The 15,094-nt window shown below is 59.7% G+C and carries 13 protein-coding genes; 5 read left to right on the top strand and 8 right to left on the bottom strand.

The features are described 5' to 3' along the window. Nucleotides 1-191: 191 nt before the first annotated feature. Nucleotides 192-1,142 (bottom strand): CDP-diacylglycerol--serine O-phosphatidyltransferase, encoded by a 951-nt coding sequence (gene pssA / locus C8D72_RS06670; RefSeq protein ID WP_115853654.1) that lies wholly within the window; start codon nt 1,140-1,142, stop codon nt 192-194. A 93-nt stretch (nt 1,143-1,235) separates the two neighbouring features. On the opposite strand from pssA, the gene C8D72_RS06675 reads away from it, so the two are divergent. Continuing rightward, complete coding sequence (locus tag C8D72_RS06675; RefSeq protein WP_211308793.1) at nt 1,236-1,739, top strand: MOSC domain-containing protein; 504 nt, start codon at nt 1,236-1,238, stop codon at nt 1,737-1,739. A gap of 63 nt (nt 1,740-1,802) precedes the next feature. Here C8D72_RS06675 and ilvC read toward each other — a convergent pair whose 3' ends face one another. From ilvC to C8D72_RS06690, 3 genes are all read right to left on the bottom strand, one after another. Then, complete coding sequence (ilvC, locus tag C8D72_RS06680; RefSeq protein ID WP_115853656.1) at nt 1,803-2,819, bottom strand: ketol-acid reductoisomerase; 1,017 nt, start codon at nt 2,817-2,819, stop codon at nt 1,803-1,805. Between the two features lie 64 nt (nt 2,820-2,883). Further along, nucleotides 2,884-3,375, bottom strand: coding sequence for an acetolactate synthase small subunit (ilvN, locus tag C8D72_RS06685; RefSeq protein WP_115853657.1), 492 nt, complete (start codon nt 3,373-3,375; stop codon nt 2,884-2,886). Beyond that, a complete protein-coding gene (locus C8D72_RS06690; protein ID WP_115853658.1) occupies nt 3,375-5,096 on the bottom strand; it encodes an acetolactate synthase 3 large subunit in 1,722 nt (573 codons plus the stop codon). The genes ilvN and C8D72_RS06690 overlap by 1 nt, the downstream gene beginning before the upstream one ends. A gap of 600 nt (nt 5,097-5,696) precedes the next feature. Between C8D72_RS06690 and treF the strand changes: the two genes are divergently transcribed. Further along, complete coding sequence (gene treF / locus C8D72_RS06700) at nt 5,697-7,313, top strand: alpha,alpha-trehalase TreF (protein ID WP_245955186.1); 1,617 nt, start codon at nt 5,697-5,699, stop codon at nt 7,311-7,313. 87 nt (nt 7,314-7,400) lie between these two features. Here treF and clpB read toward each other — a convergent pair whose 3' ends face one another. The 3 genes from clpB to rluD all read right to left on the bottom strand — a co-directional run bounded on the left by clpB (nt 7,401) and on the right by rluD (nt 11,888). After that, entirely contained in the window at nt 7,401-9,995 is a 2,595-nt protein-coding gene (gene clpB, locus C8D72_RS06705) for an ATP-dependent chaperone ClpB (protein ID WP_115853660.1), read from the bottom strand. 181 nt (nt 9,996-10,176) lie between these two features. Continuing rightward, nucleotides 10,177-10,932, bottom strand: a complete 756-nt coding sequence (gene pgeF, locus C8D72_RS06710) for a peptidoglycan editing factor PgeF (RefSeq protein WP_115853661.1) — start codon at nt 10,930-10,932, stop codon at nt 10,177-10,179. Beyond that, nucleotides 10,929-11,888: a 23S rRNA pseudouridine(1911/1915/1917) synthase RluD gene (rluD, locus tag C8D72_RS06715; RefSeq protein WP_115853662.1), complete on the bottom strand. Its 960-nt coding sequence runs from the start codon at nt 11,886-11,888 to the stop codon at nt 10,929-10,931. The genes pgeF and rluD overlap by 4 nt, the downstream gene beginning before the upstream one ends. Nucleotides 11,889-12,092: 204 nt before the next feature. Between rluD and C8D72_RS06720 the strand changes: the two genes are divergently transcribed. Continuing rightward, a complete protein-coding gene (locus tag C8D72_RS06720; RefSeq protein WP_115853663.1) occupies nt 12,093-12,899 on the top strand; it encodes an outer membrane protein assembly factor BamD in 807 nt (268 codons plus the stop codon). A gap of 219 nt (nt 12,900-13,118) precedes the next feature. Beyond that, the gene (locus C8D72_RS06725) at nt 13,119-13,403 is read left to right on the top strand and encodes a PP0621 family protein (RefSeq protein ID WP_115853664.1); all 285 of its coding nucleotides are present in this window, start codon (nt 13,119-13,121) and stop codon (nt 13,401-13,403) included. Here C8D72_RS06725 and thiO read toward each other — a convergent pair. Beyond that, entirely contained in the window at nt 13,395-14,492 is a 1,098-nt protein-coding gene (gene thiO / locus C8D72_RS06730) for a glycine oxidase ThiO (protein WP_170140524.1), read from the bottom strand. The genes C8D72_RS06725 and thiO overlap by 9 nt on opposite strands. Before the next feature lie 125 nt (nt 14,493-14,617). Here thiO and C8D72_RS06735 point away from each other — a divergent pair, with 125 nt between their 5' ends. Then, nucleotides 14,618-15,091, top strand: a complete 474-nt coding sequence (locus C8D72_RS06735) for a GspH/FimT family pseudopilin (protein ID WP_115853666.1) — start codon at nt 14,618-14,620, stop codon at nt 15,089-15,091. Nucleotides 15,092-15,094: the final 3 nt, after the last annotated feature.

A 15,094-nucleotide genomic window follows, 5' to 3' on the forward strand; every position in this document is an offset into this window, starting at 1 on the left:
AAGTCAACCTCTTTTTTTCGATGCGGAAGTCAGCGGCTGGATCTGAAATCCTGATTGAGCGACCAAAACCCTAGTCAAAACAATCACCTGCTTGCCTTCCCCGCTGCCTCGTCGCCGTGTGCTCCGTGGCAGCGGATGCGTACTTTATAGATCAGCTCCGGGTCGTGCAACCCCTTATTTCGGAAAAGTTCCTACTTTCTTTCATCGGGATTTTCGGATGTTTCTGAAGATCCCGTCACCTCTGACTCATCAGCAGCGACTGATGTTTCAGAAGCATCGGCAGTACCTGCCTCCATCTCTTCCTCGGTCGTTGCGATACCACTATGAATGGGTTTGGCATACCCGGTACGACGCATGATGGCCAGTATCGGACCGGAAGCCGCATAGCTGCCGAACAGCAGCAAAAGCATGACGGCCGGTTCCAGCGAAATAAGAACGAAGGCCAGAACGATGGCCAGCAGTGCCACGAAAGGCACCGGACTCTTCAGGTCCACTTCCTTGAAGCTGTAGTAACGGATATTGCTGACCATCAGGATGCCTACCGCAGCCACGATAATGGCCATCAACACCTTGAAGCCGAAAGCAGTGGCCTCGAAGCTGTGAAAGGTCCAGACAAAGCCGGCCACCACGGCAGCCGCCGATGGGCTGGGCAATCCTATAAACCACTTCTTGTCGGTGCTGCCAATCTGAACATTGAAGCGCGCAAGACGCAGTGCGGCGCCGGCCACATAGACAAAGGCCGCTATCCAGCCAAGATTGCCAACATCCTGAAGAATCCAGGCAAAGGCCACGATGGCAGGCGCCACGCCGAAGGAAAGCATGTCGGCAAGGCTGTCATATTCTTCACCAAACGCGCTTTGCGTATTGGTCATGCGGGCTACCCGGCCATCAAAGCCATCAAGCACCATGGAAACAAAAATAGCGATGGCCGCAGAACCGAAATTGCCGTTGAGCGCTGCCACGACAGAGAAAAACCCTGAAAACAGTGCCGCCGTGGTAAAGAGGTTGGGGAGCAGATAGATGCCGCGTCGGCGTATACGCTCACCGTTTTGCACGATGTCTTCCACCACTTCCGTGTCATCCTTGAATTCGGAGAAGGGATCGCGCGGCGGTCGATTGTTCGGTGGGGGCGTCTGCGTCATGACAATAATGTCCTTTGGGAAGATACGACCATCAAAGCATAGAAGACGACCAGGTGTTAACACGGATAGACAATGGAAAGTTTAAGAAACCTCATGACACAGTTTCCCCATATCGGCCGTCTTGAGTGGTTGAGCCGACGCCCGCAACGTCACCATGACATCGATGTCATGGACGCCTTGACCCTGATCGAGGGTCAGGGCATTGAAGGTGATCATTACAGCGCCCGAGGCGGTAAACGTGAAGTCACGCTTTTTCAGGCCGAGCATTTACCCGTCGTTGCTGCCTTTTGCGGCATAACGGAACTTCCCCCCGAACAGCTCAGACGCAACCTGCTGGTGTCGGGACTTAATCTGTTGGCCTGTCGACAACAGCAGCTGGCCATTGGCTGCGATGCCATCATTGAGATTACCGGGCCCTGCGCGCCCTGCAGCCGCATGGAACAGACGCTGGGACCCGGCGGCTACAATGCCCTGCGAGGCCATGGCGGCATGACGGCCCGCATCGTGCGAAGCGGCATCATTATGCGTGGCGATAGTGTCACGGTAATTCCCCGGGCTACCGAGTCCATGCAGGGGCAGCTCTTTCAAACGCCGTGAACGAAAGGCATAAAAAAACGGATGCGAATCATCGCATCCGTTTTCCTCGAAGGCCGCTGTGGATCAGTTCTTCGACTTGTCGACCATCTTGTTGGCAGCAATCCAGGGCATCATGCCACGCAGTTTGGTACCGACTTCCTCGATCTGATGCTCGGCACCGCGACGACGCTTGGCCTTGAGGGTCGGGAAGCCGGCCTGGTGGTCCAGAATAAAGTCCTTGGCAAAGGTCCCTTCCTGGATGTCCTTGAGGACCTGGCGCATGGCGTTTTTGGTCTCTTCGTTCACAATCTTCGGGCCGGTGACGTAATCACCATACTCGGCCGTATTGGAGATCGAGTAACGCATGTCGGCCATGCCACCTTCATACATCAGATCAACAATCAGCTTGAGCTCGTGCAGACACTCGAAGTACGCCATTTCGGGGGCGTAACCGGCTTCCACCAGCGTTTCGAAACCAGCCTGCACCAGCGCAGTCGCACCACCACAGAGAACAGCCTGCTCACCGAACAGGTCGGTCTCGGTCTCTTCCTGGAAGGTCGTGTGGATGATGCCGGCACGGCCGCCGCCGTTGGCGCTGGCATAGGACAGGGCCAGCTCACGCGCCTTGCCGGACTTGTCCTGGTAGACCGCGATCAGGCTGGGCACACCGCCGCCCTGGGTATAGGTCTGGCGAACGGTATGACCGGGCGCCTTGGGCGCGATCATGATGACGTCCAGATCCTCGCGCGGCTCGATCTGCTGGTAATGCACGTTGAAGCCGTGCGCAAAGGCCAGTGCAGCGCCTTCCTTCAGATTGGGCTCGACGTCACGGTAATAGATCTGCTTTTGATGCTCATCGGGCGCCAAGAACATGACGATGTCGGCGCCGGAGACCGCATCGGCGACTTCTGCGACCTTCAGACCCGAGCTCTCGGCCTTCTGCCAGGAGCCGGAGCCCTTGCGCAGCGCGACCGTGACATCAACGCCGGATTCATTGAGGTTGTTGGCGTGCGCATGCCCCTGCGACCCGTACCCCAGGATGGTGACCTTCTTGCCCTGGATGAGAGAGAGATCGCAATCCTTGTCGTAATAAACCTGCATTACCTTCACCTTTTAATGGACGGCAGCGCCATCGGTTGACATAAACATTGTATAAATCCGGGTATCAGAGGCTCAGCACCTTGTCACCACGTGCAATCCCGGACACACCGGTACGCGCCACTTCCAGCACACCCAGCGGCGTTACCGCCTGCAGGAAGGCATCCATCTTGGTGGCGTCGCCGGTAATCTGCACGGTATACACGCTAGGCGTGACATCCACGATCTGGGCACGAAAGATATCCGCCGTACGCTTGACCTCATCACGAGCACTCCCCTGCGCCTTGACCTTGACCAGCATCAGCTCGCGTTCGATGTGTGCGCCTTCGGTCAGATCCACCAGCTTGACCACATCGATCAGACGATTGAGGTGCTTGGTGATCTGCTCGATGATGCGTTCATCACCATGGGTCGTCACCGTCAGACGCGACAGCGTCGGATCATCGGTCGGGGCAACATTGAGCGTTTCGATATTGAAATTGCGCTGGGAAAAGAGCCCTACCACACGTGACAGCGCGCCCGGCTCGTTTTCAAGCAGCATCGATATGATATGGCGCATCAGGTTCGCTCCGTCTTCGACAGCAGCATGTCACACATGGCCCCCTGCGGAACCTGCATCGGATAGACGTGCTCGCGCGGGTCAACATGAATATCGAGAAACACCAGCTCATCCTTCGAGCGGAAAGCCTCTTCCAGTGCCGGCTCCAGCTGCTCGGCCGTACTTACCGTGATCGCCTTGAAACCATAGGCTTCAATCAGCTTTTCAAAGTCAGGCAGGGACTCCATATAGGAGTGGGCGTGACGGGACTTGTAATTCAGGTCCTGCCACTGGCGCACCATGCCCAGCGAGGCATTGTTGAGATTGACGATCTTGACCGGAATGCCGAACTGCTTACAGGTCGACAGCTCCTGCATCATCATCTGGAAGCTGCCCTCCCCCGTGAAGAGCACGACATGCTCATCGGGATAATTGAGCTTGATGCCCATGGCCGCCGGCAGGCCGTAGCCCATCGTTCCCAGCCCGCTCGAAGAGACCCAGCGGTTGGGCTGATTGAACTTGTAATACTGGGCGGCAAACATCTGATGCTGACCCACATCGGTCACGACATAGGCATCGCCATGGGTGGCCCGATGGACGGCCTCGACCACCTGCTGGGGTTTGAGCGGCTCACCGGCGGCGGCAGGTTCATAGAGCTTGCCACGACGCTCGTCACGCCAGGCGTTGATCGTCTCCCACCACTCATCGAGTGGCTCCTGCGCCTCTGTACGCTGACCGATCTGGTTGAGCATTTCATTGAGCACGTGATCGGCAGCCCCGACGATGGGCACATCGGCATGCACGGTCTTGGAGATGGAGCTGGGATCGACGTCAATGTGCACGATGCGGGCATCAGGGCAGAATCGATTGACGTTATTGGTCACGCGATCGTCAAAGCGTACGCCCACACCCAGCACCAGATCACTGTGGTGCATGGCCATATTGGACTCGTAGGAGCCGTGCATGCCCGGCCAGCCCAGCGACTGCGGATCATTCTGCGGAAAGGCACCAAGGCCCATCAGCGAGGTAATCACCGGGATATTGAGTCGATGCGCCAGCGCCGTCAGCGCCTCGGAGGCGCGACCGGTAATGACACCGCCACCGGCAAAGATGACGGGACGCCGGGCACTCATCATCAGATCGACCGCCTTGCGAATCTGACCGGTATGGCCGCGTGACACGGGGTTGTACGAGCGCAGCTTCACCTTGCGCGGATAGACGTACTCATAGCGCTCGGTCGGTGCGGTCATGTCCTTGGGGATATCGATAACGACCGGCCCCGGACGCCCGGAAGACGCAATGTAGAAGGCCTTCTTGAGTACGGTGGGTATATCGGAAGGATGGCGAATCGAAAAACTGTGCTTCACGATCGGGCGCGTGACCCCGACAATGTCGGTTTCCTGAAAGGCATCTTCACCAATCAGGTGGCTGGCGACCTGACCACACAGCACGACCATCGGTATGGAATCCATATAGGCCGTGGCGATACCGGTGACCGCATTGGTCGCGCCGGGACCCGAGGTGACCAGCACGACGCCGGGTTTGCCGGACGCACGAGCATAGCCATCGGCCATATGGGTTGCCGCCTGTTCGTGGCGAACAAGAATATGTTTGACATCATCCTGGCGGAAAAGCGCATCATAGATGTGTAGCGCTGCCCCGCCCGGGTAGCCGTAGATATATTCAACGCCCTCATCCTTGAGGAAGCGGGCGATCATATCGGCTCCGGAAAGCAATTCCACGTTTGAGTTCCCCTATAAGGTCTCGAGTGCGTTCACGATGCCATACGCATCGGCGTTCGAGGACGGCTGTGCCGCCTGCCGCGGCCCGGGGCCAGCGACACCTGATGCTGCAGACTGATAATGGGTTGCAGCGAGGACCTGCTCAATCTCATGTCGGGTCGACATATAGGGGCGTTGATCAGGCAGGAGATTGGCCCGCCTGTTCAGGTCCTTGGGCAGGCAGGCAGCCGCCGCGCGACTGTCCTCCATGATCCCGGGGATCGCCCGGGGAATTCATGCCTGCGATCAGGAATCTTCAAGACTCTATCAGTGATGCTCCGGTGTCAACTGATGCATGCGCATTTATAGCGCTCAGACCTTGAAAAGGCGTGACATATTGCACGATATCAGTGCATGGGAGCACAACAGTTTCGATTAGTGTCTGCCGTTATTGTGTGTACCAGGGGAAAGACGTTTGGATGAACTATCCTGCGTTAACACCGGTCATCATGACAGGACGCATTGCGTACCGCAGGCGTCCCGAAACTGCCAGGACAATGCCATTCTCACCTGCCAGTCACGATCGGGCAGAAACGCACTTTATTGTTTCAGGAATTTGCCATGACCATGACCGCTGCCGCCTCGGCACCTTCGATGCCGGACACGCCGGAAGTTGCAGAACTTCCGCCATTGCCCGAGCACCTCTGGGGCACGCTGTTTCATGATGTGCAGAGCCGCGGTCTGTTCAGTGACAGCAAGACCTTTGTTGACATGATTCCGACCAAGTCGGTCGAAGAGATCATGGCCGACTATGCCCGGCTCTGCGAGCGCTATTCAAACTGTTCTGCTGCGCCCTGCGTCAGCAACGACGCCCTGCGGATGTTTGTCGAAGAGCGTTTCGAACGTATCGAAACCCAGGCAAACGTTCAGCCGCCCGAGCGCCAGAGCAACGCGCGTGATCATATTGATGCCCTCTGGAACGTGCTGACACGACAGCCGAGGCCACGCTATAACCCGAACTCCTCGCGCCTGCCGCTGCCTCATGCCTACGTGGTACCCGGCGGTCGCTTCAACGAGATCTATTACTGGGACAGCTATTTCACCATGCTGGGGCTGCGAGAAAGCGGCCGCATCGATCTGATGCGAGACATGGTCAATAACGCTGCCTTTCTCATCAATGCCTATGGTCACGTCCCCAACGGCAATCGTACCTACTATCTGTCACGCTCCCAGCCGCCCTTTTTCTGCGGCATGGTAGGCCAGCTCGCCCAGCATGACGGCGAAGGCGTCTATGAGCACTATCTGCCCCAGATGGAGCGTGAATATACCTACTGGATGGATGGCGCCGAGGCACTGCACCACTGCGAAGCCTACCGTCGCTGCGTCAAGATCTCCGAAGGCGCGCTGCTCAATCGCCACTGGGACGACCTGAATACGCCGCGCGAGGAGTCCTTCCGTGAGGACATGGAAACGGCCTGTCACTCGAGTCGCGACCATATCGAGGTATGGCGCAACATCCGCGCCGGCGCAGAAAGCGGCTGGGATTTCAGCTCGCGCTGGCTGACCGATCCCCACGATCTGTCCACCATCCGTACCGTGGACATATTGCCGCTGGATCTCAATTGCCTGCTGTATCACATGGAGTCCATTCTGGCCTCGACGCATCGAAGGATCGGGCACTATCAGCGCGCCGACCTTTTCCAGAGTGCGGCCAACTCACGGCTGGATGCGCTGCGCCGTCTGTTCTGGTCGCAGGAAGAGAAGCGTTTCGGAGACTATCTCTGGCATGAAAATGAACTGACCGACAGCATTAACGCCTCCATCGTCTTTACCCTCTATTTTGGGGTGGCGACCGAGGAACAGGCCACTCATGTGGCCAATACACTGGAACATCAGCTCCTCCAGCCCGGCGGGCTGATGACGTCTACCATCGACACCGTTCAGCAGTGGGACGCCCCCAATGGCTGGGCGCCGCTTCAATGGATGGCCATCAAGGGCCTCAAGCGTTACGGCCATGACCGACTGGCGGACACCATTGCCAGGCGCTGGATGTACAACAACTTCTACCGCTTCGAGAAGGATCACAAGCTGTTGGAAAAGTACAACGTCATGGATCTCGACGGCGCCCCTGATGGCGGTGAATATCCGGCTCAGGATGGCTTTGGATGGACCAATGGCGTTCTGCGCGCCCTGCTCGCCCTCTATCCGCAGGCCACGCTGGAAAACACGGCGCTCTGATCCACCCGATTCAGGTTTCGTCACTTGTCCATAAAAAGGGCGGCTACCCAGGGTAGCCGCCCTTTTATCATTTCAGACCGATAACGTTCAGGCCTGTTCCCGGGCCTCGAAAACCAGCTCACCGTCGCGGGCATCGATACGGACCGTATCGCCCGGCGCATAGCGACCGGCCAGCAGTGCCTGAGCCAGCGGGTTTTCGATGCGGCTCTGGATGGCCCGACGCAGCGGCCGCGCCCCATAGACCGGATCGAAGCCCGCCTCGGCCAGCTGTGTCATGGCCGCCTCACTGATGGCCAGCGACACATCACGATCGGCCAGACGCCGGCGCAGCTGATCGAGCTGGATATTGGCAATCGCCTGGATCTGCGTCTGCCCCAGCGCGTGGAACACCACCACCTCGTCAATGCGATTGATCAGCTCGGGGCGGAAATGATTGCTGACCTCATCCATGACCGCCGCACGCATGCGTTCATAACCCGCCTCATCCTGTTCGCTGGCGTAATTCTGGATAATGCTGGAGCCCAGATTCGAGGTCATTACGATCACAGTGTTACGAAAGTCCACCGTACGCCCCTGGCCGTCGGTCAGGCGACCATCTTCCAGTACCTGCAAAAGAATGTTGAAGACATCCGGATGGGCCTTTTCCACCTCGTCCAGCAGCAGCACCGAATAGGGCTTGCGCCGCACGGCCTCGGTCAGATAACCACCCTGCTCATAGCCGACATAGCCCGGAGGCGCGCCGATCAGGCGGGCCACGGAGTGCTTCTCCATGAACTCCGACATGTCGATGCGCACCATCGCCTCCTGGGTATCGAACAAAAACCCGGCCAGCGACTTGCACAGCTCGGTCTTGCCCACCCCGGTCGGCCCCAGAAACAGGAAGGAGCCGTTGGGGCGGTTGGGGTCACTGATGCCGGCCCGTGAACGACGTACCGCGTTGGACACGGCGGTCACGGCCTCATCCTGGCCGATCACCCGCTCATGCAGCGCCTCTTCCATGCGCAGCAGCTTGTCACGTTCACCCTCGAGCATTTTTGACACCGGAATGCCGGTCCAGCGCGAGACCACCTCGGCGATCTCCTCTTCGGTCACGATCGAGCGCAGCAGCTTGAGCGGCGTGCTTTCAGCCTCGCCGGCCTCGCTGATCTTGCGCTCCAGATCCGGAATCAGACCGTACTGGATTTCCGACATGCATCCCAGATCGCCCTGCCGACGTGCGGCTTCCAGGTCGGTACGCGCCTGTTCGAGCTCGGCCTTGTACTGCGCCGCGCCCTGCAGGCTGGCCTTTTCGGCCTTCCAGACCTCTTCGAGATCGGCAAATTCGCGCGACATGGTCTCGATCTGCCCTTCCAGCAGCTCGAGACGCTTGCGGGTCGCCTCGTCCGTCTCTTTCTTGAGGGCCTCGCGCTCGATCTTGAGCTGAATCAGTCGCCGCTCGAGACGGTCCATCTCCTCGGGCTTGGAGTCCATCTCCATACGGATACGTGAGGCCGCCTCATCGATCAGATCAATCGCCTTGTCCGGCAGTTGACGATCGGTGATGTAGCGGGTGGACAGTCGCGCCGCGGCGATGATCGCCGGGTCAGTAATATCGACCCCGTGATGGACTTCGTAACGCTCCTTGAGCCCGCGCAGGATGGCGATGGTGTCCTCCTCGGAAGGCTCATCGACCAGCACCTTCTGGAAGCGGCGCTCAAGGGCGGCATCCTTCTCGATATCCTGACGATACTCGTCAAGCGTTGTCGCCCCCACACAGTGCAGCTCGCCGCGGGCCAGGGCGGGCTTGAGCATGTTGCCGGCATCCATCGAGCCTTCGGTCTTGCCGGCGCCCACCATGGTATGCAGCTCGTCAATGAAGAGAATGACGCGCCCCTCTTCCTTTGCCAGCTCGTTGAGCACGCCCTTGAGCCGCTCTTCAAAGTCGCCGCGATACTTGGCGCCCGCCAGCAGTGCCCCGAGATCCAGCGCCAGCACCCGCTTGTCCTTGAGGCTTTCGGGCACCTCGCCGTTGACGATGCGCTGAGCCAGCCCTTCCACAATGGCGGTCTTGCCCACGCCGGGCTCGCCGATCAGCACCGGATTGTTCTTGGTCCGGCGCTGCAGCACCTGAATGGTGCGGCGAATTTCATCATCGCGGCCGATCACCGGATCCAGCTTGCCGCTGGCGGCACGCTCGGTCAGATCGGTGGTGTACTTGTCCAGCGCCTCGCGCTTCTCTTCGGCTTCGGCATCATTAACGTTGTCACCGCCGCGCAGCTCATCGATCGCGCGCCGTACGCTCTGCTCGGTGAGACCGGTACCGCTCAGGGCACGGCTGATGGCCGATTTCGTCTGCAGTGCTGACAGCAGCACCAGCTCGGTGGCGATGAACTGATCACCGCGCTTTTGTGCTTCGCGATCGGCCAGATTAAAGAGCTGCCCCAGCTCCTGACCCATGGTGACGTTGCCATCAAACTGGCTGACCGTGGGCAGGTCATCCACATGTTTGACCAGCGCATCGCGCACACGACCCGGCTCGCCGCCGGCCTTCTGGATCAACCCCTTGAAACCGGAGTCACGGCTATCAAGCAGTGACAGCAATACATGGCCCGGCTGAAGCTGATTGTGGCCACGCCCTGACGCCAGTGACTGGGCATCGGCCAGGGCAGCCTGCAACTTGCTGGTGAGTTTGTCGATTCGCATCCCTGTTCCTCTCTATCCGGCGCCCTGCCCGGCCATGGCCGCACAGCGGCAGAACCGGCATTTCAAGGCGCGTTTATCGGTATCTTGCCAACAAAGATGGGGGCGCCGACAATCGTTTCAAGCAGACAGGAAAAAATATTATGTTAAATAAAAGAGCCCGAACCAGAGCGCTGGCCGCGCCCTAGCGAAGCCAGATGACGCTGCTCATGCGCCCGGTCACACCATTGTCGCGACGATAGGAATAAAAGCGTGCATCGGAGGCCGTACAGAAATGGCCGCCGCTGATGTCGGTCACTCCCAGTGCCTCCAGACGCAGGCGCGCCAGACGGTAGAGATCACACATGAAGTAACCCAGCCGATAAGGGCTCGCCTCGAAGGCGGCCGAGGCTTCGGGCTGCACATTGACGAAGGCGTCATGCACTTCGCGCCCGATTTCATACTGCATATTGGAAATCGCCGGTCCCAGCCAGGCCATGACCTCCTCCGGGGCACAGCCAAACGCCGCCACGGTGGCTTCCAGCACCCCACTGGCCAGACCGCGCCAGCCGGCATGAGCTGCGGCCACCCGGGTACCTCGCCGGTCACAGAACAGCACCGGCAGGCAGTCGGCGGTCTGGACCACGCAGGCATACTGCTGATCGCACGCGATGGCAGCATCGGCCTGTGGCGGCGGCGTCTGGAAGGACTGCTGTACGCGGGCGCCGTGAACCTGATCAAGCCATAACAGCGGGCGATGATCGCCGATTCTTGCCCCCAGCAGCTGACGCAGCCAGGCGACCGTTTCAGGGTCATCTCCCACATGCGAGGCCGCATTGAAGGCGGCATACGGGCCCTGGCTGGGCCCCGTTTCGCGCGTGGTCACAAAGGCGCCTACCGACCCCGGTGCCACCCAGTCCGGCACGATCAGCGTGGGTTGATCATGATTGTCCTGAGTCATGTGTCCGCCTGATCGTCGCGCAGGATGTCGAGCAGCATGAACATGTCATCCGGCAGTTCCATGCCGAATTCAACGGTGTCATGGCTCGTGGGATGGATAAACGCCAGTCGGCGCGCGTGCAGGGCCTGGCGTGAAAAGTGACGCAGCGTCTCCTTGAGATCTTCAGAGGCACCGGCCGGCAGCTTGAGCCGTCCACCGTAGACCGGATCCCCTACCAGCGGAAACCGCTGATGCGCCATGTGGACGCGAATCTGATGGGTACGCCCGGTTTCCAGCCGGCAGCGAATATGGGTGTGTCCGCGAAAGCGCTCGACCACCCGGTAGTGTGTCACCGCCGGCTTGCCGCCGTGGGCCACGACCGCCTGACGCTTGCGATCCACCGGATGCCGGCCGATAGGCGCATCGACCTTGCCGCCGGCAATCATGGCCCCGGCGACAATGGCATCATATTCGCGCTTGACCCGGCGCGCCTGCAGCTGCTCAACCAGAGAAGTCTGCGCGGCCAGCGTCCTGGCCACCACCATCAGTCCGCTGGTGTCCTTGTCCAGACGATGGACAATGCCGGCGCGCGGCAGGGTCGAAAGCTCGGGAGCGTGATGTAGCAGCGCGTTGAGCAGCGTGCCGCTCTGGTTGCCCGCGGCCGGATGCACTACCAGTCCCACCGGCTTGTTGATGACCAGCACGTCGTCATCTTCATGCACGATGTCCAGCGCGATCGGCTCGGCCTCCCAGACCCGGTTCTCCTCAAGCACGGCATTGAGTGCCAGCATGGCGCCCGACATGACCGGCGCGCGGGGGCGCATTTGCTGGCCGTCCACGGTCAGGGCGCCCTCCTTGATCCAGCTCTTGAGGCGCTCGCGGGAAAACTCGTCAAAGAGTTCTGCGGCCGCCTGATCCAGACGCAGACCGGTCATGGCGTCGGGGACAATGCGTGTTTGTTCGATGGTCTGTGACATGCAATTCTCTGCAGGAGCATGGGCCGAGCATTTCGCCACGGCTTTACAATGCTTTATAGTGCGGGCTCATTGGTACCGGGTACAGGCAGCGCGTCATTCGCGTAATGCGCTGCCGGTCCGTATAGTAGGCCCCACACACTTCATTCAGTAGCTGTTGGGCGGATTCTATCATGCCGCCACGGTTTGTTTGAGACGAGGACGACAATGCGCGCCATTTCCCTGAGCGCCCTTGCGCTGGCTGCCGTCATGCTGGCCGGTTGCGCCAGCAGTCAGAGCCAGGAGCAGGATAACGAGCTCACCGAGCAGCAGCTCTATCAAAACATTCAGCAGGCGCTCGACAATGGCCGCTACTCCGCTGCCGTCACTCAGCTTGAAACGCTTGATAACCGCTTTCCGTTCGGTGAATACGCCCAGCAGGCGCAGCTCGAGCTGATCTACGGCTACTATCAGGTCGGCAACTGGGAAGCCTCCCGCGCTGCCGCCAGCCGCTTTATTCGGCTCCACCCCGATCATCCGCAGGTCGACTACGCCTACTACATGCGTGGCATGGCCGCCTGGGAATCGGGGCGTTTCAGTCTGGAAAGCCTGGATCTGATCGATATCTCCAAGCGTGACCTGGGCGCCACACGGGATGCCTATGTGGACTTCGGCGAGGTCGTGCGCCGCTTCCCCGACAGCGCCTACGCCCCCGATGCCCGTCAGCGTATTGTTTTCCTGCGCAACGTGCTGGCCCGTCACGAGCTTCATATCGGCGACTTTTACCTGCGCAAGCAGGCCTACCTGGCTGCCGTCAACCGGGGCCGCTGGGTACTGGAGCACTATCCGCAGACCCCGGCCACCCGTGACGCTCTGGCCGTCATGGTGGAAGGCTACATGGGTCTGGACATGCAAAAGGAAGCCCGTCAGGCACTGGCCGAGCTGATTCACAATGATCCGGACAATGCGCGCCTGAATGGAGAGACCTTCAATCCGCGCTATCTGCGCGGCTCGCTGCGCCTTGAAGACAGCTGATTCGCCACGGCGAATATCGATGCCAAAAGCGCCCTACCCTTCGGTGGGGCGCTTTGGTGTCGGGCCCGGCGCAACGTTGGCCCCCTCATGATACTCTTTTACACTGCAGCGCCCTGGTAGTCCCGCTACCATGGCGTAACGTCGCAAGCCCTGCCCGCAGGCACATCACCTGCACCGGACAGGGCCCACTGCCTGCTTTTCAGGAGTCCGAATCATTCCATGGCCCGACTGATCATTCTGGCCGCCCTGTTCTGGCTGGGGTGGCTTTTCTATCGACGCCTGAAGCGTCAGCGAAAGCCTCATCCGCCGACCCCGGCTTCCGGAGAAGCGATGGTGCGCTGCGCCTACTGCCATGTTCATGTGCCACGTCATGAGGCGCTGGAAGATCCTCACGTCAATGAAGTCTCGCGACACCTGCCGGGCGAAAGGCACTGGTTTTGCTGTCAGGATCATCAGGCACGCTTTATCAGCAACGGCCCACAACCACGACGGCGATCATCCTGAGCGGGGCACGGCGTAAGGCGCCGGCTCCACCGGCGGTGGCGTGCCGGCGATGTGAGCACACAGAAGATCTGCTGTCGCCGGTGACAGCACCACCCCATTGCCGCCATGCCCGGCATTGACGTAAAGCCCCTCAGGATCTTTCACCGCGCCGACAAAGGGAATACTGTCGGGTGAACCCGGCCGCAGCCCGGCCCAGTGATGGGTCACCTCGACCTCCTTGAGCGCCGGCAGCATCTCCAGTGCCCGGGCATGAATCTGCTCGTAACCTTCCGCGGTCGTAGCGCGGTCAAAGCCTGCATCTTCAAAGGTACTGCCGGCCAGGATGTGATGATCGCGCCGGGGAATCAGATAAAAGCCGTTCATCAGCATCACCGCCTGTAGCAGTGCGCGCTCGGCCCTGAACAGCAACATCTGTCCACGAACGGGGGAGATTGGCAGCTGAACATGACGGACCAGGAGCTGGCGCGTCCAGGGCCCACCGGCCATGACCACACGTGGCGCCAGATATTTCCCCTGTGGGCCCTCCACCCCCTCGACCCGCCCCTGCGTGGTCAGCAGGGCAGTGACTTCAAAGTGCTCCACAAGCGTTGCGCGCGGATGATCCACCAGCCACTGTCGCAGCGCCTGACCCAACCGTGGCGTTCTGATACTGCCACGACCCGGTATCCAGAAGGCAGGCGCCAGTGAGGAAGTGACAGACCGGCCCAGAAGCTCGTGCGCCCGGGATGAGGAGAGTGGCGTGAGCATGTCATGATGGCGCGCTGACCACGCTTGAGCCTTGTGGGCATCCTCGACCCGGACATGCATGATGCCATGGGGCGTATACTGCGGATCGATGCCGGTAGTGGCCGCCAGCCTGTCGGCAAGATCAAGCCACTGGGGTGCTGCCAGGGCATCAAGCCGGGCAATGGGGTCAGCGTAGCGCCAGGGATACAGCGGTATCAATATCCCTCCACCGGCCCAGGACGCCTCCCGCGCGCACTGACCACGCTCAAGGAGCGTGACATGAAAGCCTTTTTGTATCAGTTTGAAGGCGCTCATCATGCCATTGATGCCGCCCCCTACCACGATCACATCGCTCGTTTTCACATGCCCCCTCATTGCTGTGTGTGTCATGTGTTGATCAGCCTGCGCACATATTAAATAAGTAAAATATAAATAAAGGCATCCCTCAGGCCGTTAAATGATAAGAGTTCCTCGAAAAGGATAGTGTCTTGCGCTCTCAGCAGGGGATTACTCTACTGGATGCCATGGTGGCGCTGGTCATCATGACGATCATGATTGGCTGGGTCATTCCGTTCACGCAACGGTGGCATGCCAACCGTCTGCTGGATGCTCAGATGCGTGATGTACAGGGGCTGATGCAGCAGGCACAGATGGCCAGTCTGGACCATGGCAGGCCCTGGACGCTGTGTGGCAGTCATGATGGACTGCGCTGCGACGGTCAATGGCGGCATCTACTGGTGCTGGACGCCGAGGGACAGGTTCGTTATCACGCCAAACGACATGACCCCCTGACCCTGCGCTGGAAGGGGCTGTCATCGGCGCTTGTTTTCCACCCACATCTTTCGAGCAGCATGCTCAACGGCACCTTTCATATCTGCCACGCTCAAAAAACGCGGCAGTTGATCGTTAACCGCCTGGGACGCATGCGCTTTCAGACCACTGAGACCGAAGGGGATTGTTGATTC

This window comes from Kushneria indalinina DSM 14324, from assembly GCF_003385845.1.
GTDB classification, from domain to species: Bacteria; Pseudomonadota; Gammaproteobacteria; order Pseudomonadales; family Halomonadaceae; genus Kushneria; species Kushneria indalinina.